The 25016-nt window shown below is 67.3% G+C and carries 22 protein-coding genes; 16 read left to right on the top strand and 6 right to left on the bottom strand.

Features of this window, described 5'->3' with window-relative positions; all coding sequences use genetic code 11:
- The first annotated feature begins 72 nt into the window (after positions 1-72).
- From GII31_RS13720 to GII31_RS13690, 7 genes are all read left to right on the top strand, one after another.
- The gene (locus GII31_RS13720) at positions 73-621 is read left to right on the top strand and encodes a dihydrofolate reductase family protein (RefSeq protein WP_213243893.1); all 549 of its coding nucleotides are present in this window, start codon (positions 73-75) and stop codon (positions 619-621) included.
- Positions 622-638: 17 nt separating this feature from the next.
- Positions 639-1220 carry a dihydrofolate reductase family protein gene (locus tag GII31_RS13715; protein ID WP_213243891.1) on the top strand — a complete coding sequence of 194 codons (582 nt, stop codon included), beginning with the start codon at positions 639-641 and terminating at the stop codon, positions 1218-1220.
- 201 nt (positions 1221-1421) lie between these two features.
- Positions 1422-1742, top strand: a complete 321-nt coding sequence (locus GII31_RS13710; RefSeq protein ID WP_213243889.1) for a helix-turn-helix domain-containing protein — start codon at positions 1422-1424, stop codon at positions 1740-1742.
- Positions 1739-2554, top strand: coding sequence for an oxygenase MpaB family protein (locus tag GII31_RS13705; RefSeq protein WP_246221873.1), 816 nt, complete (start codon positions 1739-1741; stop codon positions 2552-2554). Before GII31_RS13710 ends, GII31_RS13705 begins: the two co-directional genes overlap by 4 nt.
- Positions 2555-2643: 89 nt before the next feature.
- Entirely contained in the window at positions 2644-4785 is a 2142-nt protein-coding gene (locus GII31_RS13700) for an MMPL family transporter (protein WP_213243887.1), read from the top strand.
- Between the two features lie 56 nt (positions 4786-4841).
- The gene (locus GII31_RS13695; RefSeq protein ID WP_213243885.1) at positions 4842-5603 is read left to right on the top strand and encodes an AraC family transcriptional regulator; all 762 of its coding nucleotides are present in this window, start codon (positions 4842-4844) and stop codon (positions 5601-5603) included.
- 11 nt (positions 5604-5614) lie between these two features.
- Positions 5615-7066: an RNB domain-containing ribonuclease gene (locus tag GII31_RS13690; protein WP_213243883.1), complete on the top strand. Its 1452-nt coding sequence runs from the start codon at positions 5615-5617 to the stop codon at positions 7064-7066.
- Here GII31_RS13690 and GII31_RS13685 read toward each other — a convergent pair.
- Both GII31_RS13685 and pip read right to left on the bottom strand, forming a co-directional pair.
- Positions 7053-8570, bottom strand: coding sequence for a CYTH and CHAD domain-containing protein (locus GII31_RS13685; protein WP_213243881.1), 1518 nt, complete (start codon positions 8568-8570; stop codon positions 7053-7055). The two genes, GII31_RS13690 and GII31_RS13685, sit on opposite strands and share 14 nt — an antisense overlap.
- Before the next feature lie 129 nt (positions 8571-8699).
- A complete protein-coding gene (pip, locus tag GII31_RS13680; protein ID WP_213250389.1) occupies positions 8700-9653 on the bottom strand; it encodes a prolyl aminopeptidase in 954 nt (317 codons plus the stop codon).
- A 294-nt stretch (positions 9654-9947) separates the two neighbouring features.
- Between pip and GII31_RS13675 the strand changes: the two genes are divergently transcribed.
- The 4 genes from GII31_RS13675 (at position 9948) to GII31_RS13660 (ending at position 13570) form a co-directional block, all read left to right on the top strand.
- Positions 9948-10598: a TetR/AcrR family transcriptional regulator gene (locus GII31_RS13675; RefSeq protein WP_213243879.1), complete on the top strand. Its 651-nt coding sequence runs from the start codon at positions 9948-9950 to the stop codon at positions 10596-10598.
- A gap of 70 nt (positions 10599-10668) precedes the next feature.
- Positions 10669-11607, top strand: coding sequence for a metal-dependent hydrolase (locus GII31_RS13670; protein ID WP_213243877.1), 939 nt, complete (start codon positions 10669-10671; stop codon positions 11605-11607).
- Positions 11608-12756: a hypothetical protein gene (locus GII31_RS13665; RefSeq protein ID WP_213243875.1), complete on the top strand. Its 1149-nt coding sequence runs from the start codon at positions 11608-11610 to the stop codon at positions 12754-12756.
- Positions 12757-12853: 97 nt separating this feature from the next.
- The gene (locus GII31_RS13660; protein WP_213243873.1) at positions 12854-13570 is read left to right on the top strand and encodes a cutinase family protein; all 717 of its coding nucleotides are present in this window, start codon (positions 12854-12856) and stop codon (positions 13568-13570) included.
- Here GII31_RS13660 and zapE read toward each other — a convergent pair.
- Entirely contained in the window at positions 13563-14618 is a 1056-nt protein-coding gene (zapE, locus tag GII31_RS13655; RefSeq protein ID WP_213243871.1) for a cell division protein ZapE, read from the bottom strand. The two genes, GII31_RS13660 and zapE, sit on opposite strands and share 8 nt — an antisense overlap.
- A 68-nt stretch (positions 14619-14686) precedes the next feature.
- Here zapE and GII31_RS13650 point away from each other — a divergent pair, with 68 nt between their 5' ends.
- On the top strand, positions 14687-15277 hold the full coding sequence (locus GII31_RS13650) for a TetR/AcrR family transcriptional regulator (protein WP_213243869.1): 591 nt from the start codon (positions 14687-14689) through the stop codon (positions 15275-15277).
- Between the two features lie 207 nt (positions 15278-15484).
- Here the strand turns inward: GII31_RS13650 and panB are convergent, their stop codons facing one another.
- Positions 15485-16330, bottom strand: a complete 846-nt coding sequence (panB, locus tag GII31_RS13645) for a 3-methyl-2-oxobutanoate hydroxymethyltransferase (protein WP_213243868.1) — start codon at positions 16328-16330, stop codon at positions 15485-15487.
- Positions 16331-16715: 385 nt separating this feature from the next.
- Here panB and glnA (GII31_RS13640) point away from each other — a divergent pair, with 385 nt between their 5' ends.
- The 4 genes from glnA (GII31_RS13640) to GII31_RS13625 all read left to right on the top strand — a co-directional run bounded on the left by glnA (GII31_RS13640) (position 16716) and on the right by GII31_RS13625 (position 22924).
- Positions 16716-18056: a type I glutamate--ammonia ligase gene (glnA, locus tag GII31_RS13640; protein ID WP_213243866.1), complete on the top strand. Its 1341-nt coding sequence runs from the start codon at positions 16716-16718 to the stop codon at positions 18054-18056.
- Between the two features lie 111 nt (positions 18057-18167).
- A complete protein-coding gene (locus tag GII31_RS13635; RefSeq protein ID WP_407649979.1) occupies positions 18168-21170 on the top strand; it encodes a bifunctional [glutamine synthetase] adenylyltransferase/[glutamine synthetase]-adenylyl-L-tyrosine phosphorylase in 3003 nt (1000 codons plus the stop codon).
- The gene (locus GII31_RS13630) at positions 21163-22140 is read left to right on the top strand and encodes an endonuclease/exonuclease/phosphatase family protein (protein WP_246221872.1); all 978 of its coding nucleotides are present in this window, start codon (positions 21163-21165) and stop codon (positions 22138-22140) included. The genes GII31_RS13635 and GII31_RS13630 overlap by 8 nt, the downstream gene beginning before the upstream one ends.
- Positions 22141-22273: 133 nt before the next feature.
- Positions 22274-22924: a biliverdin-producing heme oxygenase gene (locus GII31_RS13625; RefSeq protein ID WP_213243855.1), complete on the top strand. Its 651-nt coding sequence runs from the start codon at positions 22274-22276 to the stop codon at positions 22922-22924.
- A 9-nt stretch (positions 22925-22933) separates the two neighbouring features.
- Here the strand turns inward: GII31_RS13625 and GII31_RS13620 are convergent, their stop codons facing one another.
- Together GII31_RS13620 and glnA (GII31_RS13615) are read right to left on the bottom strand one after the other, a co-directional pair.
- Positions 22934-23119: a hypothetical protein gene (locus GII31_RS13620; protein WP_213243853.1), complete on the bottom strand. Its 186-nt coding sequence runs from the start codon at positions 23117-23119 to the stop codon at positions 22934-22936.
- Between the two features lie 233 nt (positions 23120-23352).
- Entirely contained in the window at positions 23353-24786 is a 1434-nt protein-coding gene (glnA, locus tag GII31_RS13615; RefSeq protein ID WP_260839984.1) for a type I glutamate--ammonia ligase, read from the bottom strand.
- Between the last annotated feature and the right edge of the window lie 230 nt (positions 24787-25016).

The raw sequence follows: 25016 nt of genomic DNA, 5'->3' as shown, positions 1-25016 counted from the left end.
AGATGTGCGGTGCCGCGTCGTCTACATCTATGAGACGGGTAACTGACCCGCTCCCGACGACAAGGAACTCTCATGGCACGCACAGTGAGCGCCCACCTCTTTCACTCGATCAACGGTGTGGTCGAAAGCCCCGACCAGTGGCAGTTCGACTGCTTCGGAGCCGAAGAAGGCCAGGCAATGGGCGCAGCGATCGGCGACGTCACCGACGTGATCATCGGCCGCAAACTCTGGGACGAATGGCGTGAATACTGGCCCTGCGCCGACGACCCGTTCGGCGCCTGGATCAACCCCGTCCGCAAGCACGTCCTATCGCGCACACTGACCGGCGAAGTGCCGTGGAACAGTGTCGCCATCGACGGTGATCCGATCGACTATGTGAAGGCGCTCCGCGCACAAGGTGATGGCGGAATCTCGGTAGCGGGCGGCATCGACACCGTGCGGTTGCTGTTCCTCGGCGGCGTCGTGGACACGCTGACCCTCACCACTCATCCGGTGGTCGCGGGCGTCGGACGGCAGCTCTTCGACGATTCGGTGCCGACGACCCGCCTCGCCCTGGTGGACGCCGTCCCCACGGCCGCCGGAAATGTGATGCACACTTACACGTTGCGCGCGGACAACTGATCGAGGACGAGACAACCATGGCCACCTATACTTTCGACGCGTTCTGCACCGTCGACGGATTCGGCTCGTACAACGAGGACGGCGACTGGGGCGGGTACTGGGGTAAGCAGACCCAGGAGTTCCTGGACCACCGCCTGGCCCAGTACCGCGAGAGTGTCCGACTTGTGCTTGGCGCCAACACTTTCCGATCGTTTCAGCGGTACCTGGGTGGCATCACCCCGGAATCGGCGGGCGATGACCCGGTGAACGCCGCGATGAAGTTTCTGCCGACAACGGTGTTATCAACCACTCTCACCGGCCCGCTCGACTGGCCCGACGCGACGCTCGTCGCGGGTGATGTGGTCGACGCCGTCGCGCGATTGAAGGAGCAGTCGAGCGTGTCATTGCGGTCTCATGGCAGTCTCCGATTGAACCGTGCCCTGATGGCCGCCGGTCTGGTCGACATCGTTCAGTTGACCGTCTTTCCGGTGATCTCCGGAACCACCGGCTCCGAACCGATTTTCGCCGGTGCCGCAGACTTCGACCTCGAACTGCTCGGCAGCACCACATTCGACGGCGGCATCGCCGAACTCATCTACCGCCCCACGCGACGTTCGTGAAGGAACGCTCCCACGGAACTCATGATCGGCTTCAGTACCGCACTCGACCGCGATCGCCGCCGGGCTCGCAGACCGCTTCCGGTGATGGTGTTCCCGGTGATCACCGGCAAGACCTGTCCGTACCGCGTCATCTGATCAGTCAGCGCCGTGATCGACCGGGGGTATGCCCGCGACTGGGCCGAACTTGTTACCGTAGCTTGGGTGAACCCCGATCCGGTGGAGGTGTACAACGAGGTGGAGGACACCGACGAATCACGGTCGACCGCCATCCTGCTCGACGCAATGCTCGCCGAGGCACAGAAGTCCGCATCCGAACGTGCCCTCGACCGATTGCGCATGGCTTTCGCGGGTACCCGGAAGACTCAGGCAGAGGTAGCCGACCGGCTTGGCACCTCACGTACCCGACTCAACTCCTACCTTCCCGGAAATGTCACGCCGCCGGTGGACGTTCTTGTCGCGGTAGAGGAGCTGGCTTCCGAACGGCGCGCACCGTCGTCGGCCGCGATGCCGGTGCCGCGTTGACGAGCCACGACCGGTCCGGTGCGCCGACGGTGCCACTCGCCGAACAGGAGCGGCTATCCGGCGACAGCGTGCGCCGGGTGGCGATGCCGATGATCTACCACTATCTGGGGGACAAGCGATTCACGTACGCGCTGCCGCGGGCCCTCGCGCTGCAGATCCTGCACCCGGGCAATGCGGCCGGCCTGGTCCAGCATGTGCACGGCGGTTTGTGGGCGCACAAGCAGCGCTCGGTGGGTCAAATGGTGTACATCGCCTACAGCAACCGGGATCTGCGGTCGGTGATGCGCAGTGCCCACGTGCACGTCAAGGGCAAGGACTCGTCGGGAGCCCGCTATCATGCGCTGAATCCGGAACTGTTCCATTTTCAGCACGCCACCTACGTCGACGCACTGTTCTTCTCGATCGAGCATTTCCACCATCGGCTCAGCGCCGGGGAGAAAGAGGAACTCTATCGGCAGTGCTGTCTGTGGTACGGCAAGTACGACATCTCCGACCGGGCGGTACCGGCAACGTACGGCGAATTCCAGGACTACCTCGAGGATTACTGTGCGCGCGAGCTCCGGCTGAGCCCGGAGGCCGCACAGTTGCGCGAACAGGTACTCAATCCGAATACCTGGTATCCGCGGAAGGTGCCGACCGCCGCGATCCGGGCCATGCTGCATCCGCGTGCCGCCGAATTGCTCGACATCGCACCGTCCGGGCGAGACCGCGCCTCGCTCGCCGCGTTTGCGGCAAAGGCCAAGACCCAGGCGGCATTGAGCAGCGCACACCGACGTCTCATACCGCCGGCCCGGCATGATCCCGACAGCTGACCGGTGCCGAGGCAGCGCATGACGGCGTTCCCACCGACTTGATCTCTTCGTACAAGTACTGAGCGGTAGCTCTCGCCAACGATGGAACGGTGCTGAAGAAGACCACAACTGTCCGTCGGGGCTACCTCGCCACGGTCGCGGTAGCGATCATGCTCGCAGTCGCCGGCATCGTCTTGCTGCCCTCCACCCAAACCCGGTTGCTCACCGACGGGATGACGGCCGATTCCGCCGAATCGGTGCGCGCGGCGGCGCAATTGACGGAGCATTTCCCGTCGGCACGGCCCGATATCGTGCTGGTCCTGACGCCGGGGCGATCGGGCGCCGACGCGGTCGGCGGCGTTCTCGACGACGTGCGATCGGTGACCGGCGTACGCGAGGTCCACGCCGTACCGGCCGACGGCCCGGTGGGCAGCAGTCTGGCCTTGGTGAGCCTGACACCGGGCCTGCCCACGCACGACGTCGCCGACATCGCCGATACCGTTCGCGACATCGGTGACCGTGCCGGCGTGCGGGTCGCCGCGACCGGCGACGGGGTGATCGACGGATCCATCGACGTACTCGCCGAGGACAGCCTCGTACGCGCCGAACTGTTCGCCGCGCCGATCGTCGCGCTCATCCTGCTCGCCGTCTTCGGATCGTTCTGGGCCGCCGTCATACCGCTGCTCGCCGGCGGCATCGCGGTGGCCATCGCCATGCTCGGCCTCAACCTGCTCACCCGGATCACCGATGTGTCGACGTTCGCGCTCAACCTGGCCACCGCCATCGGCTTCGGTCTGGCCATCGACTACAGCCTGTTCCTGGTCGTCCGCTGGCGCGAGGGCAGACAACGCGGGCTCTCACCCGAGGCCGCCCGTGCGCTGGCCGTGCGGACCTCCGGGCGCACCATCGTCTTCTCCGGGATGACCGTGGTGATCGCGATGGCCGCGCTGCTGGTGTTCCCCGGATACTTCCTGCCGTCGCTGGCCTACTCCGGCATTCTCACCGTCACCGCGGTCATGGCGGTGACCATCTGCATCGTGCCCAGATTGCTGGTACTGCTCGGTGATCGCGCGACCCGGCGGTACACGTGGAGCCGCTGGGCCAGTGTCGAACGCGAACCGGAGACCGCGTCGGGATCGCCGTCGATCACGCGGTCGTGGGCGACGGCAATCGTGGTGACCGCTGCCCTGGTGGCGGTGGCGGCGCCGTTCCTCGGTGCGCACTTCATCCTGAGCGACTACCGGGAGCTGCCACCGGGCGAGCCCGCCCGCGTTGCGGCCGAACAGATCCGAACCGATTTTCCGGAGGTGGGGCAGGGTTCGATGGATGTGGTGTTCGATCGGGCCCCGGGCGCCCGGAGATCGGCCGAAGCCGCCGAGCGGATCGCCTCGCTCGACCACGTGGCCGCCGTCGCGTGGAGTGGCGGCACCGCGCGCCGGTCCGGCGACGGTCCGGTACGGCTCACGCCCGCCGACGCGCGGCATCGACACACCTTCGTATCGCCGGACGGCGCGGAGTGGATGCGGGTCGATCTCACCGTCGACCCGGGATCACCGGAGGCGGGCGCGCTGCTGCGGCGGGTCCGGGAAGAAGTCGCCGGGTCCGGCGGCCTGGTCGGCGGACCCACCGCCGAGGTTGTCGACACCACCGACGGGCTGCGCTCGCGTCTTCCGTATGCGATCACCGCGATCGTCCTGGTCACCGCGGTGCTGCTGTTCCTGCTCACCGGTTCACTCGTGCTGCCGCTGCTCGGCGTCGTACTGTCGGTGCTGTCGCTGGGCGCCACGTTCGGGCTGCTCGTGCACATCTTCCAGGACGGGAACTTTGCCGGACTCCTCGGCGGGTTCACCGCCTTCGGCGCGATCAACGTCTCCGCGCCGATCCTGTTGTTCTGCATCGCCTACGGGCTGTCGATGGACTACCAGATGTTCATCATGGCCCGGATCGCCGAAGAACACGAGTCCGGCCGGTCGGCCGACGAATCGGTCCGGGTCGGCATCGCCGTGACCCGCCGGGTCATCGGTGCGGCGGCGATCCTGATCTCGGTGGTGCTCGCGGCGATGGCCACCTCGGGGCTCACCTACCTCAAGATGCTCGGGCTCGGACTGGCCGTGGCGGTGCTGGTCGACGCGTTCGTGGTGCGGCTGTTTCTGCTGCCCGCGGTGATGCGGATCTGCGGGGAGGCCGTCTGGTACCGGCCACGGCTGCTCGACGGTGTGTACGGTCGGATGCGGCTGTCGCACGAGAGCTGACGGCGGTGAGGTGTCTGCGTGGCCGTGGACGGCACGGCACCGGTGAACGGGGGTCGATGTCCGAGGCACAGCGCTTCAGCGGCGACTACTTCGACTTCGGTGCGAGCGCCGTGGTCTATCGCGGCACCTTCACGCCGACCGCGCCCCATCGGCACTACGCCATCCAGTTGATCGACTGCCCGCAGGGGATCGACCTGCATCGGGGTGAGGACGCGCTGACCGGGGTGACAGGTGTCGTGATCGGCTCCGGTGTGCCGCACCAATTGCTCTCGTACGGCCGTGCGACGGTCACCTACGTCGCACCGCACACCGCCGCCGGGCGCCGGATCGGCGAATGGATCGAGCGCCACGACGATCCTCGTGCCGGAGAGCGCCCGGCGCTCGGCGCGGCGCGGTCGGTGGACGTCGCCGCCGATTCGGTGGCCGACGAGATGGTGCTGTGGATCGGGCGGCGCATCAGTGACAGCCCGACCACAGCGCTGCAACTGTCCGAGGTCGCCGCGGAATTCCACCGGTCGGCGCCCTCGGTGCGCCGTATGCTGGCCACCGGCCTGGGCGTGAGCTATTCCCAGATCGTGCAGTGGGAACGACTGCGGCTGGCGATAGATCTCATCGCGGCGGGCAGCGGATGCACCGACGCCGCCACGGGCGCCGGGTTCTACGACGGTCCGCATTTCAGCCGGGTCTGCAAGGCGATGCTCGGCATCGCGCCGAGGTTGATCGAACTGCGTCACGTCCGGCCGGCGCCTTTTGCCATCCGGGCCTGGGACGACCTGCCCGATCCGCGGATCGGCCGGATCGACGGCCGGGGGCACTAAGGTCGGTGATTATGCATCGTCGTTTCTGGGCACCCGACATCGACTTCGACGCCATCCGCACCGAACTCGGGGTGGTCGAGGACTACGGCGACGACGCGCTCGCCGAGGCGCGGGGCGCCGTCGACCGGCATGCGGGGGAGCGTGAGGACCGCACCGATCTGCCGGTGGTGACCATCGACCCGCCGACGTCGATGGACCTCGACCAGGCCGTGCACATCGCCCGGGACGGCGATGACTTCGTCATCGACTACGCCATCGCCGATGTCGCCGCGCTCATCGAACCAGAAGGCGCGCTCGATGCGGAAAGCAGGCGGCGCGGCACCACCGTGTACTTTCCGGACGGATCGGTTCCGCTGCATCCGCGGGACCTGTCCGAAGGCGCCGGATCGCTGCTCCCCGAGCAGATCCGGCCGTGTGTGCTGTGGACCATCCGGGTGTCGGCGGCGGGGGAGCCGGTGCAGGTGCGGGTGCGCCGCGCCACGGTGCGGTCGGTGGCCAAGCTCACCTACGCCGGTGTGTACGCCGACGCCTGCGCCGGGCGGCTGCACCCGTCGATCGCGGCGTTACCCGACTTCGGCGAACTCCGCGCCCGGGTGGCACTCGACCGCGGGGCCGTCGACCTCAACCTGCCCGACCAGGAGGTGGTGCGCGGGGACGGCGGCTGGTCGGTGCAGCTGGCCCCGCGTACCCCCGCCGACGGCTGGAACTCGCAGTTGTCGCTGCTCACGGGAATGTGTGCGGGAAGGATCATGGCCGATGCCGGCGCCGGGCTGCTGCGCACCCTGCCTCCGGGCACACCGGAGGCGGTCGGCACGCTCCGGGCCACCGCGGCGGCGCTCGGTGTGCCCTGGCCGGACGGCCACTCGCCCGGCCGGTTCCTCGCCGGCCTGGCCGCCGACGAGCCGTCGACGCCGGCGCTGATGAACGCGGCGACCTCACTGATGCGGGGTGCGGACTATCTGGTGCTCGGCCGCAGCGCCGACGGTGTGCTGATCGACGCGATACGTGACGAGCCGGTCACCGACGAGGACACCCGGCACGCGGCGATCGCCGGACAGTACGCACACGTCACCGCCCCGCTGCGCCGTCTCGGCGACAGGTTCGCCACCGAGGTGTGTCTGTCGGTGACCGCGGGAAAACCGGTGCCGGATTGGGTGGATCGCGCGCTGCCGTCGCTGCCGAAGGCGTTGCGGTCCGCGGACTCGCTGAATTCGGCGGCGGACCGGGCCAGTGTCGACCTGGCCGAGTCGATAGTTCTGGAAGGCCTGATCGGGCAACGCTTCTCGGCGGTCACCATCCGGGCGGCGAACGGAAAGAGGCCGGCCGAGGTGTACATCGACACCCCGGCCGTCATCGCGCCGTGCGACGGCGAACCCGAGCCCGGCCGCCGCCTGGACGTCGAACTGTCGGCGGCTGACCCGGTGCGGCGTCAGGTGCGGTTGCGTCCCGTCACAAATCCTTGAGGACCGAGCTGTAGGTGCCGATGGCGCGCTGCATCGCCGCGGCCTGCCGGGTGTCGACGCGGCCGAGAACGAACAGATCCCTCGGCTCGAGCCGGAGTTCGCCCGACTGGGCCTGGGCCACCAACTCGGCGATGCGCTGCCGGTTGATGAGCGCGTCGTTGACATCGCCGAGCGCCGTCTGGATCACCTTGGCCACCTTGCCCGCCCGATGATGGTGCTTCTTGCCCAGCGGTGCGACCGCGTCGACCCGGTAGCGCAGCCGTTTGGCCTTCTTGCGCACCACATGCAACTGTTCGAGCCACTCGTCCGAGCCTTCGGGCAGGGCGGCCAGCCGGTTCTGTTCCTGCCGGATCCGCTTGCGGCTGCGGCCGATCGACTTGTCGGCGGCCGCCTCGGCGGTCGCCTCGGCGAGCGGGCCGGTGGGCGGATCGGCGATCAGTTCGTCGATGTCGTCGAGCAATGCGAAATAGCGGTCGGAGTTCATCGCCGCGTGCGCCACGCGCAGGGCCCGCTCGTGACCGATCTCCTCCTGACCGACCAGTGCCGCCCGCAGCGCGTCGGACACGTCCTCACCCTCCAGCAGTGAGATGTCGATGTCGATCTGCACCTCGCTGTCGCGGGCGTCGCCGAGAATGCGGGCCAGCAACCGGAGTTCGCCGTCGAGGTGGGTGGTCTTCTCGTCGTCGAGCACACCCTTGAATCCGGTGAGCACACTGCGCAGCCGCCGCGAGGACACCCGCATCTGGTGTACCGCGTCGTAGGCGTCGACCCGCACCTGCGGGTCCCACGCGAGGAGCGCGTTGCGGTGGGTTGCCAGGTCGGTGAGCACCAGGTCCAGTGCGGTCGGGTTCTTTCCGAGTCCGGGCACCGTGTTGGACACCGCCGGGGTGGCGCCGATGGCCCGGGCCAGCTTCGAGGCGCTCGACGGCTCGCGGCCACCGGCGCGGGTCAGCATCCGCGACGCGGCCTTGAGGAGACGATTGTTCCCGGTGTCGCCGAGCAACTCGAACTCCCACTCCGCCCACTGGCTGCTGTGCCCGCCGGGAAGCAGCGACTGGGCGGTGACCAGATCGGCGGCGAGTTCGGCGATCGGCTCGTCGCCCGCACCGAGCAGCGTGGTGACGGTGCGCTGTGTGGAGATCACGGCCACCGGGATCAGCGGTCGGCTGCGGATGAGCACACGCACCGGATCGGTGAGCGCGGTGGGTGGGGTCACCTCGTCGGGAGCCTCGTCGAAGCCGACCTGGAGTTCGCGGCGGGCTCCGGCGATCGCGGTGGGACGCTTGAGATGCCAACCCGAATCGTGGCCGCCGGTGCGTCGCCGCATGGTGATCTTGTTGCTCGCCAGGTCGAGGTTCTCGGTGTCGAAGTAGGTGGCGTCGAGCTGGAAGGTCTCGGGTTCGCGGGCGCCGACCACACCCGGCAGGACTCGGAGGTCGGGGGCGTCGGTACTCGCGTCCACATCAAACTTGAGTTCGACTTCGATCTGTTCGGATGCTGCCACCGCGACTCCTTTGTGCTGACCCCACCGCCGGCGACGGAGAGTGGGATTGTGTGGCGCGACCGCGAACCGGCCACGTTGTCCGATTCTAACCGGTGCGGGGTGGCGTCCCGGGCAAGCGCCGACCGATGGTCAGCGGTCGGCGAACCGGTCGGTGGCCTCGATGAGCTGGTGTTTGATGCCTGGTTCGTAGGAGGCGTGCCCGGCGTCGTCGACGATGTACAGTTGCGCCGCCGGCCACGCCCGGTGCAGATCCCACGCGCTGCGCGCCGGGCACACCACGTCGTAGCGGCCCTGCACGATGACGCCGGGGATGTGGCTGATGCGGTCGATGTCGGCCAGCAGCTGTCCGTCGGTGAGGAATCCGCCGTGGGTGAAGTAGTGGTTCTCGATGGTCGCGAACGCGAGATCGAACCGGGACCCATCGGCGCCGGAATCAGATTGGGGGAGAAGGTGACTGGTTGACTGCTCCCATGCCGTCCACGCCGACGCCGCCCGCCGCGCCAGCTCGCGGTCGTCGGAGGTCAGCAGCCGGTGATAGGCGGCCACCAGGTCGCCGTCGCGTTCGGCCTCCGGGACGGGCGCCAGGTACTCCTCCCACCGGTCGGGGTAGATGTTGGCGGCGCCGCCGTTGTAGTACCAGTCGATCTCGCTGCGGCGCAGCAGGAAAATGCCGCGCAACACCAGTTCGGTGACCCGTTCGGGATATGTCTGGGCATAGGCCAGCCCCAGCGTCGAACCCCATGACCCGCCGAACACCTGCCACCGTTCGATGCCCAGATGCGCACGCAGGGCTTCCATATCGGCGATCAGGTGGTCGGTGGTGTTGACCGACAGATCGGCCCCGTCGGCGATGTGTGGACGGGACTGTCCGCAGCCGCGTTGATCGAACAGCACTATCCGGTACCGGTCGGGGTTGAAGAAGCGGCGCTGGTCGGGGCCCGTGCCGCCGCCCGGCCCGCCGTGCACGAAGACGACCGGTTTGCCCTCGGGCGATCCCGAGGTCTCCCAGTACATGAGCTGACCATCGCCGACATCGAGGAGCCCGGAGTCGTAGGGTTCGATCGTAGGGTAGAAGTCGCGCATGATCAGTCTCATCTGTGCGTGGTTGGCGGGGAGTGGGGGTGTACCCGAATTCGCAGGTGAACGTTACCGCATCTGTCCGAATCCGAAAGGGCCCTGCCGCAGGGTGCGTCCGGTCGGACGACACAGTTTCGGACCGGCGACGGCGGCGCCGACGGTGGCGGGCAGACGATCGCTTGCCGCACGGATCGGCCGGTCGGGCTCCCCAGCATTGTCCGGTATGTCATACCGTGGGCGGTGCGGGTGCGCACCGGACGGTTCGCGCCCGACCGGATCACCGGCGGCGAAAGGATGAGCGTGACCTTTGAGACTCGCGGTGCGCCGCGGCGCGCCGCCTGGGGCGGCCGGGGACAGCCGGAGGATCCGCGTTCGCAGATCATCGAGGCCGCCGTTCGCTCGCTCGCCTCGCACGGTCTGGAACGGATCTCGCTGACCGTCATAGCGCGCGAGGCCAGGGTGTCACGGCAGACGGTGTACAACTACTTCTCCACCAAGGAGGAGATTGTCGAGATCGCACTGGAACGGGCGGTCACCGACGCAGGCGATCGTCTGGTCGCCCTGGCCCGCGCGGCCGGCACCGCCGGCGATTTCGTCGTCGAGTTGTGTCTGTCGGTGGTCCGCGAGTTCACCGCCAACCCCGCCATCTCCCCGATGATCACCGTCCTGGAACAGCCGGACGCCCGGCGCCGGCTGCTGGCGCCGGAGGCGCTGGCCATGGCGCGTGGCTACCTCGAGCCGGTGCTGGAACATCGCCCCGACCGTGCCGGCGACCTGGATGAGATGACCGAGACCTTTTTGCGTTTCGTGGTTTCGCTGATGACCTTCGAGGGCCCGTCGGGCCGCAGCGAGGACGGGCTGCGCGGATACCTACGCCGGGTGCTGGTCCCGGCCATGGGGCTCGGTGACGGGGCCGACCCTTATCGACCGGGTGTGATTGACCGAGCATGATTGACAACTAAGACTGCAAGTGTCAATCTCGTCGCTGTAGGTGTTCTGAATCACAAGCAGGGGGCGGTCGATGACGGCGCTGGAAGTACGCAGGATTCCGTTCGACTTCGGCGACGACCTGCCGTTCGTATGGAATCCGCGCAATGTCGCCTTCTCCACGTTCATGAACGTCGTGTCGGTGTACGCGGTGGCGTTCGAGAAGATGATCGTCGCCGCGGTCCGCGAGGCCATCCCGCTCATCGACGACGAGGGGGCGGCGCAGGAGGCCAAGGACTTTCTCCGGCAGGAGGCGCAGCATTCGGCGTGCCACCGTCGGCACCTCAAGGCGCTGGTGCGGCACTATCCGGGTCTGGAGCAGACCTTCGACGCCGTGATCGCCTCCTTCGACGAGATCACCGAGACCCGCTCGCTCGAGTACCGCCTGGCCTACATTGCCGACCTGGAGGCGACGTTCACCCCCTTCTTCAAACTGCTACTGGACAACGAGGACGTGCTGTTCCGCCCCGGTGACGACAGGGTGTCCTCACTTCTGTTGTGGCACTTCGTGGAAGAGGTGGAGCATCGCAGTTCGGCACTGGTCATCTATGGCGCCGTCGTCGACAGTGACTGGTACCGGGTGCGGGTGCTGCCGTCGGTGCTGCGGCATCTGCTGGCCGCCGCGCGGATCGTCGCCGACGGAATGAACGAACACGTACCCTTCGCCGAACGCGGGATGGACGCGCACGACATCAAACCGGCGCTGAGTATGCGGACCGCGCTGCTGTCGCGGATTCCCGGCGTCACGCCCAAGACCGCGCCGGTGCTCCCGGCGCTCGGCGAGGTGCCATGGCGGGAGAAACTCGTCAGCGGATTTCGGATCATGCTGAGCCAGACCCCGTTTCACGATCCGGCCACAGAGCCGCTGCCCGATTTCGCCGACATCTGGTTCGAACGCTACCGGCGCGGCGGCGACGTCGCGCACTGGTACGGCGCGTCCGACGCGGCGGCCGACCGCCGTGGGGATGCCTAGATGGCCGGTCCCTGTCCCGACGACTTCGCCGCGATGGCCGACGAACTCGGATTCTCCTGTGCCGACGTGCAACCGCTGGTGAATGTGCGCAACCCGCTCGGGCTCGAGAACTGGACGCTGCCTGTCGTCGAGGCGCTGTTGGTGTCGTTGGCGATCGCCGCCGCGGTGCACGCCGTCCGGCGGTGGCGGGCCGGCGATGTGACGCCTTCCGCGCTATGGCTCGGCTCGGTGGTCTACCTGCTGGTGATGGAGCCGCCGGTGTACTTCCCCGCGCAGTTCGGTATCGCCGATCACCTGAAAACAGCGTTCGTGCACAACGTGTTCACCGTCGAGTTCATGTTCGACCGGATGCCGCTCTACATACTCTGCCTGTACCCGGCGATGGCGGTGCTCAGCTATGAGTCGGTGCGCAGTCTCGGGGTGTTCCGCAGGCGGGGTGTGCTCATCGGCGCGGTCTGCGTCGGTTTCGTGCACCACTGTTTCTACGAGATCTTCGACCAGCTCGGCCCGCAGCTGAGGTGGTGGGCGTGGAATCCCGATGAGAAGAACATCGCGGCGGTGATCGGATCGGCGCCGGTGTCGAGTGTGTTCATGTTCGCCACCGTCGGTCCGGCCGCGCTCACCTACCTGGTCCGCACGCTCGTCACCGACCGGCCGGCGCGCGGGGGGCTCGGCGTGCTCGGGGGTGTGGTGCTCAGTGGTGTGCTGACGACGGTCGTCGTGCTGATCGCCGGGATCCCGGGAATCGTCGCGGGCATGATCGGTGGCGACCCCGACACCACCGCGCAGACTGTGGTCATGATGGCGTTGGTGGCCGTCTTCGCGGCCGTCGCGTTGAGCGTGCTGCCCACCGAATGGCGGCGCAATCGGTCCGCCGGCGCGGGACCCGGTGAGGGCGGGCATTCCGAGGATGACACCGCACGCCCTTACGCGGTTGCCGCGGCGGTTGCGTACTGCGTGGTCTTCGCCGTCCTGTGGGCTTCGGAACTTCCCGGCCTGCTGTCGGGTTCGGTGGACGAGCGGCTCGCCGCGAACGTGCCGTACACGCTGGCCTGCTTCGTGCTGGTGATCGTGTTCACCGCCGCCGTGGCGACCGGCGGCCGGGTGGACGCCCCGCGCGAACCGGCCGTGGAGAGCGAGACGGTGTGACGGCCGAGCCCGAGGCCCTTGAGATCACGGGTGCGGTGGGAGACGCCGAGGCATGTTCACAGTCGTATCGGCGGCGATCCGGCGATACGATCGCCAGGTGACCAAACGGCTGACTGTGGTGCTGTTGTGTTGGGTGACCGTGTTGTCGATGGGTGTGATCGCCGGTCAGGGACGCGCGGACGCGGCCCGCTGTCCCGACGTCGAGGTGATATTCGCCCGCGGAACCGCCGAGACGGCGCCGCCCGTCGGACTGACCGGGCTCGCGTTCAGTACTGAACTGCGCCGGCTGCTGCCGGGCAGGAGTGTGAACGTCTGGGGAGTGCCCTACAAGGCCAGCGCCCGGTTCAGTGACCGGCGGTACGTGGCGCAGACCGCGATCGACGGCATCAACATGATCCAGCGGCGGATGGAGCGGATCGCCTCGGCATGCCCCAGGACGAAGATCGTGCTCGGCGGCTACTCGCAGGGGGCGGTGATCACCACCTACGCGACGTCGTCGACACCGGTGCGGCTGCCCGCGAGGTACGAACGCGAGCTGACCGGACTGCCACCGGTGCTGCCCACATCCGTGGCCGGACACGTCGCGGCGGTGGTGCTGCTCGGTGCTCCGTCGGACCGGTGGATGCGTGACATCGGCACTCCGCCGCTGCGCGTCGGCACCGCGTACCGGGGCAAGACCTACCGGTACTGCATCCCCGGCGACACCATCTGCAACGGCACCAAGGTCGGTCAGCCCAACGCGCTGCACGTGCTGTACGGGCCGGGACCGGTGAGCGTGGCGGCCGCCCGTTACGCGGCGCAACGCATCAGGTAGTACCGCCGCCCGCGCCCGGCGCGGCGCGGGTTCGTCCGGCGCCGGGGGTCGGGGTGCGTAGCGAACCGAGCCTGCTGAGCGTTCGTGCGACGTCGGGCGGTGGGGCCGGGGCGTCCAGAATGCGGCCGGGTGGTCCCGCAGAGTGGACGTCGAGCCGGATGTTGCGGTCATGCAGGATGTCGACGAGGTTGGCCAACCGCATCAGCGGGTCCCGTTCGGCCGAGGCGAGGTCGGGCACCCCGGTGATGGTGATGGACTCGAAAGAGTCTGCGAGCCAGAGGTATTGGTGCGATCCCACCGGACGTTCGCAGAGTTCGGCGAAGGTGAGGTGTGCTGCCCGGCCGGTCACTCGCAGCGCCATCAGCTTGATCCCGCCGGCGCACAGCGGTACCGGTGTCGCCGGGGTGCCGGTGTTCTCCGGCGGACCGCAGATCCAGGAGCCGGAACCGAACCCACGTTCCGGAGGTCCCGCGAGCGTGCGATAGTCGGGTCCGCCGGCGATGTCGACCACGGTCATCGACCCGGTGATGATGGTGATGGCCGGGGCGAAGCGACTGTGGAACAACGGGTTCGGCATGAGATCGGCGGGGGAGTAGTTGCTGGTCGCGATCACCAGCGTGCGGCCGTTGCACAGGTTGCCGAGCATCTCGGTCAGGTAGATCGCGTCGGCGACATCATGGACATGAAACTCGTCGAAGAAGACGGCGTCCGTTGGTCCGATGACCGATCGTATCGCCTCGGAATGCGATCGCCCCGAGTGCGCGATATGTGACTGGACCCCGGCCAGGAAATCGTGGAAGTGGACGCGAGTCTTGTGTTGCGTCGGGATCGCGTCGAAATACAGGGTGGCGAGCGCGGTTTTGCCGCGACCGGTGGTGCCGTGCAGATAGTAGCCGCAGTCGGTCGGCCCGCTGAGGCGGTCAATGGCGTGGCGCTGGGCGTCGTCGAAGCCGATGCCCGCGTGGGCGAGGGCATCGCGGAACCGAGGTGCGGTCCGGGCGGCCAATGATGTGACCGGAGAACCGCGGAATCGTCGGCGTCGATGCATGACACCACCTCCATTACTCTATATTTGTAGAGTAATGGAACGATGGCAGTTGAGACGAGGAGGGTGCGATGCCACGACCGGGGGACAGGCGCCCGCTCATCACCGACCATGCGATCGCGGTTCTGGCCGACGGTGGCGCGAGGGTGCTGACCCATCAGGCCGTCGACCGGCACGCCGGGCTGGCCGCGGGTTCGACGTCGTACTACTTCCGGACCCGGCAGGCGTTGGTCGAAGCCGTCGTCGAACGGATCCGGCATCACTCACGTGCGGCATTCGAGGATGCGCGGTCGCAGGCGGAGGAACCGGTCACGGTGGAGGGGGCGGCGGAGCTGATCGCCGGGCAGTTGGGGCATCTCGCCGACGGCCGGCGCGATCAGGCACTCGCGGTGTTCGCGCTGCTCGGCGAGGTGCGTGAACACCGGGAGCTGCGACAGTCGCTGATGCGCTGCCTGTTCTCGGTCGAATTGGCCGCCGGGCTGTTCCGGTCCTTGGGCAGTGATTCACCCCAGGCCGACGCCGCCGATCTCGTCGACCTGCTGACGGGACGGCTAGTAGGAATGCTGTTCGGCGACGGTGACCTCTTGCCCGAGCAGGTGCGGGAAACGGTTGCCAGGTTCGTGCGGCGGTGCGCCGGCGGCTATGCGGGTGCGACCACGTGAATCCCGGCAGTGGTTGCCGCCGGTGCGAGTTCGGAATCGTAGGTGAACACTCGTCGACCCCCCTTGTGCGGGCCGGGCGAGCGGCACCGGCGGCGTCGATCACATCGTTGCCGCCGGTGCACGTCGTGCGGTTGGCCGCGACCGACAGCAAACCTTGCTGTTTGCTGTCGGATTTCGGAGCAAACAGCAAGGTTTGGGGACTGGAACTCAGTAGGAGTGTTCGGGGCCGGGGAAGGCGCCCCGGCGGACCTCGTCGGCGTACTGTTCGGCGGCCTTGCGCAGGTCGCCGCCGACATCGGCGAAGCGTTTGACGAACTTGGCGGTCTTGCCGTGGGTGAAACCGGCCATGTCCTGCCAGACGAGGACCTGGGCGTCGGTCTCGTTGCCCGCGCCGATCCCGACGGTGGGGATGGTGAGTTTGCGGGTGATCTGGCCGGCGAGGTCGGCGGGAACCATCTCCATGACGACGGCGATCGCGCCGGCCTCCTGGACTGCGATGGCGTCGGCGATGAGCTGATCACCGGCGTCGCCACGGCCCTGGACGCGGAAGCCGCCGAGGCCGTTGACGGACTGCGGGGTGAACCCGATGTGTGCGACGACGGGAATTCCGGCGGCGGTGAGCGTGGCGATCTGATCGGCGACGCGTTCGCCGCCTTCGATCTTCACCGCATGCGCGCCGGTCTCCTTGAAGACGCGCGTGGCCGATTCGAGGGCCTGCCGCGGGCCCGCCTCATAGCTGCCGAAGGTGAGGTCGGCGACGACCAGGGCGTGCGGGGCGCCGCGTACGACGCCGCGGATCAGTGGGATCATCTCGTCGAGCGTGACGGGGATGGTGGTGTCGTAGCCGTAGACGACGTTGGCGGCCGAGTCGCCGACGAGCAACACCGGAATGCCTGCCTCATCGAAAATGCGGGCGGTGGAATAGTCGTAGGCGGTGAGCATCGACCACTTCTCGCCGTCGGCCTTCATCTGCGCGAGGTGGTGTACGCGCATCGCGCGACGGGGCTTGGCCGAATCGGTGGGGGTGGCACCGTAAACCGAGGTTTCGGACATCGCTGTCTCATTTCGTTCCTCGAGTCCTGCGTCGAGCAGGTACCCGGGCGGGTAGGACACCACGTATTGTCCACCTGCCGAACGCTCGTTCACACCCGTCGGAGCTGTGGTTTTACTCACATCACCGGCCCGGTTCCTGCGTGGCCGTAGACCTGCGCGCCGACCGCGCGATCACGCCGCGAGACACCCGCCCGTGGGGCGAAACGCCATTGCGAACCGGTTGATCCGGCGCCCTGCGGTGTCTCACACCGACGCTTCGCACCGGTGAGACGGGCATGGCGAAGTTGTCCTATATGGTGAGATCTCTTTAGCAAAGTTGCAGGTTATCGCATCGGAATTGTGAATGTAACACGGATTTAACAGGTGACTCCTAGTGTCCGATGGCATGGATCGCCAAAAGGAATTCGTGCTCCGGACCCTCGAAGAGCGTGACATCCGATTCGTTCGATTGTGGTTCACCGACGTCCTCGGATATCTGAAGTCAGTGGCGATCGCCCCCGCCGAACTTGAGGGTGCCTTCACCGAGGGCATCGGCTTCGACGGCTCCGCCATCGAAGGGTTCTCGCGCGTCTCCGAAGCGGACACCGTCCTCAAACCCGACCCGTCCAGTTTTCAGATCCTGCCCTGGACCACCTCCAACGGTCGCCACCATTCGGCCCGCATGTTCTGCGACGTGGCCATGCCCGACGGCACGCCCAGCTGGGCCGACTCCCGCCACGTCCTGCGCCGTGGACTCAACCGCGCCGCCGACCTCGGCTTCAGCTGCTACGTCCACCCCGAGATCGAGTTCTTCCTCCTCAAGGACGCGCCCCTGGACGGCACACCGCCGACCCCCGCCGACCGCGGTGGCTACTTCGACCAGGCCGTGCACGACGCCGCACCGCACTTTCGCCGGCATGCCATCGAGGCATTGGAGTCGATGGGCATCTCCGTCGAGTTCTCCCACCACGAGGGCGCGCCCGGCCAGCAGGAGATCGACCTCCGGTACGCCGACGCCCTCTCCATGGCCGACAACGTGATGACCTTCCGCTACGTCATCAAGGAAGTGGCCATCTCCGAAGGCAGCACCGCCACCTTCATGCCCAAACCGTTCAGCGAACATCCCGGCTCGGCCATGCACACCCACATGAGCCTGTTCGAAGGCGACACCAACGCCTTCCACAACCCCGACGATCCGATGCAGCTCTCGGACACCGGCAAGAAGTTCATCGCGGGCATCCTGCACCATGCCAACGAGATCAGCGCCGTCACCAACCAGTGGGTCAACAGCTACAAGCGCCTCATCCACGGCGGTGAGGCGCCCACCGCCGCCAGCTGGGGACGCGCCAACCGGTCCGCCCTCGTCCGGCTGCCGCTGTACACGCCCAACAAGGTGTCCTCGCGGCGCGTCGAGATCCGCAGCGTCGATTCGGCCTGCAATCCCTACCTGGCCTTCTCCGTACTCCTGGCGGCCGGCCTCAAGGGCGTCACCGAGGACTACGAACTACCCGACGAAGCCGAGGACGATGTGTGGGCGCTGACCCCCGCCGAACGACGCGCGATGGGTTACAAGGAGCTCCCCGGCAGCCTCGCGGAGGCGCTGGTCGCGATGGAGGAGTCCGAACTCGTCGCTGAAACCCTCGGCGAACACGTCTTCGACTACTTCCTGCGCAACAAGTGGACCGAGTGGAACAACTATCGCAGCCACGTCACCCCGTTCGAGCTCCGCAACTACCTGCCGCTGTAATTGTCGGTGGATAAACATGTGGTCGTCTCGGGGACGGCCTGGTGCGGTGACTGCGTGTAACCAGATCGCAACGGGTTGGGGGGACCGGCTACGGTTTTGGGTGTGAGTACCTTGTACGGACGTGGCAGTGTGCCCAGCGCCGGACGTCTCGGGCTGCTCGACAGTTCCGCGGCGGCCAACCTCGCGATGCTGGGGTGGAGCAACGAGAAGTCGGTCGATGTCTTGTGGTCGTTGTCCCGGGCCCCCGACGCCGACCTGGCATTGCGGGCGTTGATCCGGCTGCAGGACGCGGCCGGCGCCGAATGGGCCGATATCGATGCCGAACTGCGCACCGACAAGGGGTTCCGCGGCCGGTTGTTCGGTGTTCTCGGGTCCTCCGATGCGATCGGTGACCATCTGGTGGCGGAGACGTCGAGCTGGCGCCGGCTCCTGTCGGCGGATCTGCCCGACCGCGACGAACTGTTCCGGCAGATGCTGGCGTCGGTCGGCGCCGAACCCGAACCCGGCGAGTTGGAGAAGGGCAACCTGGTCTACCGGTCCGCCATCACCGGTCCCAAAGCTGTTGTCGCGCTGCGTACCGCCTACCGCAGTCTGCTGCTCGAACTCGCCGCGCACGACGTCGCCTCGACCGTCGAGGACGAACCGGTCATGTGGTTCCCGCAGGTGGGCGCCTACCTCGCCGACCTTGCCGACGCCGCGCTGACCGCGGCCCTGGCCGTCGCCCACCGGGAGGTGTTCGGCGACAAGCCGATCACGGTGCGCCTGGCGGTGATCGCGATGGGCAAATGTGGTGCCCGCGAGCTCAACTACGTCAGTGACGTCGACGTCGTGTTCGTCAGCGAACCCGCCGACGGCAAGACCGCGCGGGTGGCCGGTGAGATGATGCGGGTGGGTACGCTCGCGTTTTTCGAGGTCGATGCCGCGCTGCGGCCCGAGGGCAAGGCCGGCGCACTCACCCGGACCCTCGAATCGCATCTGGCCTACTACAAGCGCTGGGCCAAGACCTGGGAGTTCCAGGCGCTGCTCAAGGCCCGGCCGATGACCGGCGACATGGAACTGGCCCGCGAATACTACGAGGCCGTCAACCCGATGGTGTGGCAGGCCGCCGAACGCGACGACTTCGTCCCCGAAGTGCAGGCGATGCGTCGACGCGTGGAATTCCTCGTCCCCGAAGAACTGCGCGACCGCAACCTCAAACTGGGCAGGGGCAGCCTGCGCGATGTGGAGTTCGCGGTGCAACTGCTGCAGATGGTGCACGGACGCGTCGACGAGAGCCTGCGTGTGCAGGCCACCGTCGACGCGCTCGCCGCACTCACCGCCGGCGGCTACGTCGGACGCGACGACGGCGCCAACCTGAATGCGTCGTACCAGTTCCTGCGGCTGCTCGAACACCGGTTGCAGTTGCAGAAGCTGAGCCGCACGCATCTGCTGCCCGAATTCGACGACGACGCCAACATGCGCTGGCTCGCCCGGGCGGCGCACATCCGCCGTGAAGGCGACAAAACCCCGACCGACGTGCTGCGGGCCGAGATCCGGCACCAGAGCCTGCGGATCCGCCGGCTGCACGAGAAGCTGTTCTACCGTCCGCTGCTCGAATCGGTCATCCACTTCAACGCCGACGAACTGACCCTGAGCAGCACCGCGGCGCAGCGGCGACTGGCCGCGCTGGGATACGCCAAACCCGACCGGGCGCTCAGTCACATCAGGGCGCTCGCCTCTGGGGCGGGCCGCCGCGGGCAGATCCAGCTGTTGATCCTGCCTCAGCTGCTCGAACTGATCGGCCGTACCCCCGACCCCGATGCCGGTCTGCTCAACTACCGCAAACTGTGCGACGAACTCGTCGACCAGGACTGGTTCCTGCGACTGCTGCGCGACGACGGCGTGGTCGCCGAGCGGCTCATGAAGCTGCTCGGCACCTCCGAGTACATCGCCAACCTGCTGATGCGCTCACCCGAGACGATCCGCCTGTACTCAGACGGCTCGGACGGACCCAAACTGTGTGAACAGCAACCCGAGGACGTGGCGAAGGGGCTGATCGCCTCCACGGTGCGCCAGGCCGACCTCAAACGCGCGGTGGCCGTCGCGCGCTCGCACCGGCGCGCCGAACTGGCCCGTGTCGCCTCCGCCGACATCCTGGGCATGATGGACGTGCCGCAGGTGTGCCGTGCGCTGTCCTCGGTATGGGCTGCGGTGCTCAACGCCGCGCTCACCGTCGTCATCGACGAATCCGTCCGCCAATCGGGCACACCGGCGCCCGCCCGGATGGCCGTCATCGGAATGGGCCGGCTCGGCGGGGGTGAGCTGGGCTACGGCTCCGACGCCGACGTCCTGTTCGTCTGCGATCCCGACCCGGGCGTCGACGAGGAGACCGCCGTCAAATGGGCCCGGACCATCGCCGAGAACGTGCGCACCATGCTCGGCTCGCCCAGCCAGGACCCACCGCTGGAGGTGGACACCGGGTTGCGCCCGGAGGGACGCAACGGCCCGATCGTGCGCACCCTGGCCTCCTATGCCGCCTACTACGAACAGTGGGCCCAGCCCTGGGAGATCCAGGCGCTGCTGCGCGCCCACCAGGTGGCCGGCGACGACGAGCTCGGTATCGCCTTCCTGCACATGGCCGACCGCATCCGCTACCCCGAGGGCGGGGTGTCCGGTGACGCGGTCAAGGAGATCAGGCGCATCAAGGCGCGTGTCGATTCCGAACGGCTGCCGCGGGGCGCCGACCCGATGACACACACCAAACTCGGCCGCGGCGGACTCGCCGACGTCGAATGGACCGTGCAGCTGCTGCAGCTCAAGTACGCGCACCGCTACCCGGCCCTGCACAACACCTCCACACTCGAATCGCTTGATGTCATCGGTGCGGTCGAACTGCTGGCCGAAAACGATGTCGCCATGCTCAAGGAGGCGTGGCTGACCGCGACCAAGGCACGCAACGCGCTGGTCCTGGTGCGCGGAAAGCCCGTCGACCAGCTGCCCGGACCCGGCCAGCAACTACGGCAGATCGCGTTCGCGGCAGGCTGGGCCGAGGATGAGGGGGCCGAGTTCCTGGAGCACTACCTGCGGGTCACCCGCCGGGCAAAGGTCGTCGTCCGCAAGGTGTTCGGTGCCTGACGACGCCCGGGGGGTGCTGTGGCGCGGGCTACGCGTCGCGGTGCTCGTCGCGGGTGCGGTGATGGTCGCGGCCACCCTGTTCGCGATCCTGCTGCACTATGTGCCGTTCACGCGGCCGACGCTGATCGCGCTCACCAGCGGGGTGCCGTTCTTCCTCGGCACCGCCGTCGTCTCGATCGTGATCTTCGCCGGACTCAAGCAGTGGATCGCCACCGGTGTGGCCGCCGTCGTCGCGGCGGTACTCGTCCAGACCCAGGTTCCGCTCTTCGTGGGCACCGATGCCCCCGACGGACCGACCATCACCGTGGTCTCGGTCAACCTGCTCAAGGGCAACGGCGACCTGAGCGCGGTGGAAAAGCTGGTCCGCGACAGCGGCGCCGACATCCTGTCGCTGCAGGAGGTCACCACCGAATGGCTCGACAAGGCGCGGGTCAGCGGCCTGGCGCAGCGCCTGCCGTTCGAACAGTCCGAGGTAGTCCCGTTCGCCGCCGCGGCCGGGTCGGCGCTGCTGAGCCGCACTCCGCTGCGCGACCGCGACATCATCGATGACACCGCGTTCAAGAATCTGCGCGGGGTCACCGACCTGCCCGGCGCTCGCGCCACCCGGGTATTGGCGATCCATCCCGCCGCACCCACCGGCGACGGCCGGGACTGGGTACACGACACCGACACCATCAAGGCCTACCTGCACGAGCTCGGCGACGGGCCGGTCATCGCGGCCGGTGACTACAACGCCACCTGGGATCAGGCGCGCTTCCGCGGATTCCTGCGCCATGGGTTCGCCGACGCCGGCGAACAATCCGGGTCCGGCTTCCTGCCGACCTATCCCACCAACGGCCGACTCGGGAACCGGCCGGTCGTGGCCATCGACCATGTCGTCATCAAGGGTTTCGTGGCGACCTCGGTGCGCACGCACTTCGTGAAGGGCTCCGACCATCGGGCCATCGTGGTGAAGCTCGTCGCGGCCTGATATCCGGGCACCCGGGGTGGGGGATATTCCCGACGGCGGGGCACCTGACACCGGGCACCGGCCTGTGAGGTTCCGTTCAGTTCGGGCCCCGGGGTTTCGGGAGACGCCGGTGCCTGGTATTTCTTGTCACATCATGAGCACTGTTTCCCTGGGCGAACGGCCATCCATCTCCACGAGCCTGCGCGATGCGACCGCGACGGCGCACGAACGCGCCGAGCGCTCCGATTTCATTGACGACCTCATGGCCGGCCGCCTCGACGTGCGGGCCTACAGCACCCTCGCGGCCCAGCTGTACTTCGTCTACCGTGCGCTCGAAGAGGTGGGTGACGATCTCAACGCCGCTGACGACACCAAACCCGTCGTCGCACCCATCTTCGACGAGCGCCTGCGCCGGCTGCCGCGCCTGGCCGCCGATCTCGACGTGCTCGGTGTGGACATCAGCACGGTGGAACCGCTCCCGGCGGTCACCCGCTACGTCGCGGCGATCGACGCCACCCGCGCTGATCCCGCGCGATACGTGGCACACCACTACACGCGCTACCTCGGTGATCTCAGCGGCGGTCAGGTGATCAAAAGCCGGATGATCTCGCACTACGGCATCGACAAGGACGCGCTGACCTTCTACGCCTTCGACGGTATTGACAAGCTCAAGCGCTACAAGGACGGCTACCGCGACGCACTCGACGGCCTGCCCATCGACGAGGCCGCCCACGGTCGCCTGCTTGACGAGGCCGTGCGCGCGTTCGAGTTCAACGAGGCGCTCTTCGCGGAACTGACCGCCTGATCGGAGAGGTCAGAGAACCTCGACGACCTCGCCCGCCTTCAGCACGATCTGATTGCGGTCATCGGAACTGAGCACCAGTTCGATCAGTCGGTCGTTGGTGCCGTGTGGATGATTCGTCCGGACTGTTCCGTGCCAGCCCGCGATGGCGATGCGGTCTCCGGGAGCCAGGTCGTCGGCGAAACGTGTGCGGTACATAACTTGATATTTGCTTGTGTGATCTGGGTGCGGCAGGGCACAAGGTCCCCTGCTGACCAGGAAAAACACCCCTACCCTGCGGTACGGAACGGCCGACGGTACAGAACGGTACGCGGCGCGGGACTGTCCGGGGCACGCAACGACAAAGCCCGCCCAGCAGATGTGCTGGGCGGGCCCTGTGCTGTACTGCGCGCGGAAAGACCGTGCGATCAGCAGCCCGTACGACTCAGTGCTCAGCAGTCGTAGTAGAGCGCGAACTCGTAGGGGTGCGGACGGATCTGCACCGGCTCGATCTCGTTCTCACGCTTGAGCGCGATCCAGGTCTCGATCAGGTCCTCGGTGAAGACACCACCTGCGGTGAGGTATTCGTGATCCTCTTCGAGCTTGTCGATGACCGCGGCCAGCGAGGTGGGGGCCTGCGGGATACCCTTGGCCTCCTCCGGCGGGAGCTCGTAGAGGTCCTTGTCGACGGGCTCGTGCGGCTCGATCTTGTTCTTGATACCGTCCAGGCCGGCCATCATCATCGCCGCGAACGCCAGGTACGGGTTGCCCGAGCTGTCCGGGCAACGGAACTCCAGGCGCTTGGCCTTCGGGTTGTTGCCGGTGATCGGGATACGCACACAGGCCGACCGGTTGCGCTGGCTGTAGACCAAATTGATCGGTGCCTCGTAGCCGGGGACCAGACGCTTGTACGAGTTGATGGTCGGGTTGGTGAACGCCAGCAGCGACGGAGCGTGGTGCAGGATGCCGCCGATGTAGTAGCGCGCCAGATCCGACAGGCCCGCGTAGCCCGACTCGTCGTGGAACAGCGGCTTGCCGTCCTTCCACAGCGACTGGTGGGCGTGCATACCCGAACCGTTGTCACCGAACAGCGGCTTGGGCATGAACGTGACGGTCTTGCCGGCCTGGTAGGCGGTGTTCTTGATGATGTACTTGAACAGCAGCACATCGTCGGCCGCGTGCAGCAGGGTGTTGAACTTGTAGTTGATCTCGGCCTGGCCGCCGGTGCCGACCTCGTGGTGACCGCGCTCCAGGGTGAACCCGGCATTGGTGAGGTTGGTGGACATCTCGTCGCGCAGATCCACATAGTGGTCGTACGGCGCGACCGGGAAGTAGCCGCCCTTCGGGCGGACCTTGTAGCCCAGGTTGGGGCTGCCGTCGGGATCGGTCGGCGAACCGGTGTTCCACCAGCCCGACTCCGACTCGATCTCGTAGAACGTGCCGTTCATCTGCGAGTCGAAGGACACCGAGTCGAAGATGTAGAACTCGGCCTCGGCGCCGAAGAAGCAGGTGTCGGCGATGCCGGTGGAGGCCAGGTAGTCCTCGGCCTTGCGGGCGACGTTACGGGGGTCGCGGGAGTAGGCCTCACGGGTGAACGGGTCGTGGACGAAGAAGCTCAGGTTCATCGTCTTGGCCTTGCGGAACGGATCGATCCGCGCGGTTGCCGGGTCGGGCAGCAGCATCATGTCGGACTCGTCGATCGACTGGAAGCCGCGCACCGAGGAGCCGTCGAACGCCAGGCCTTCCTCGAACACGTCCGCGGTGAACGCCGATGCGGGGATCGAGAAATGCTGCATCACGCCGGGCACGTCGCAGAAGCGGATGTCGACGTACTCGACGCCCTCCTTCTTGATGCCCTCTAGTAGTTCTTCGTTGCTGCTGTACACCGTCCGGTGACTCCTTCGTGATCGGTTGCCGGGTTGCCGGCGCCGGGAGCGAAACGCGCGTGCACCCCGGTCTCAGCGGTCCGCTGCGACCGTGGCGCCCACTCGCCTCATCCGCCACCGAGCTTCCAGCAGCGGATCTCAAGTCAGAACGCTATGGAGCCGAGGTTGCCCAGGAGTCAAGCCTATGTTTCCCCTGTGTTACGTCGGCGGGCTCTGGTTCTGGCGCTGTC

Origin of the sequence: Gordonia pseudamarae (genome assembly GCF_025273675.1) — a bacterium.
In the GTDB taxonomy this organism is placed as follows: domain Bacteria; phylum Actinomycetota; class Actinomycetes; order Mycobacteriales; family Mycobacteriaceae; genus Gordonia; species Gordonia pseudamarae.
Note: the sequence above shows the minus strand (reverse complement) of the source record. Positions and strands in the feature narration are given on the sequence as shown.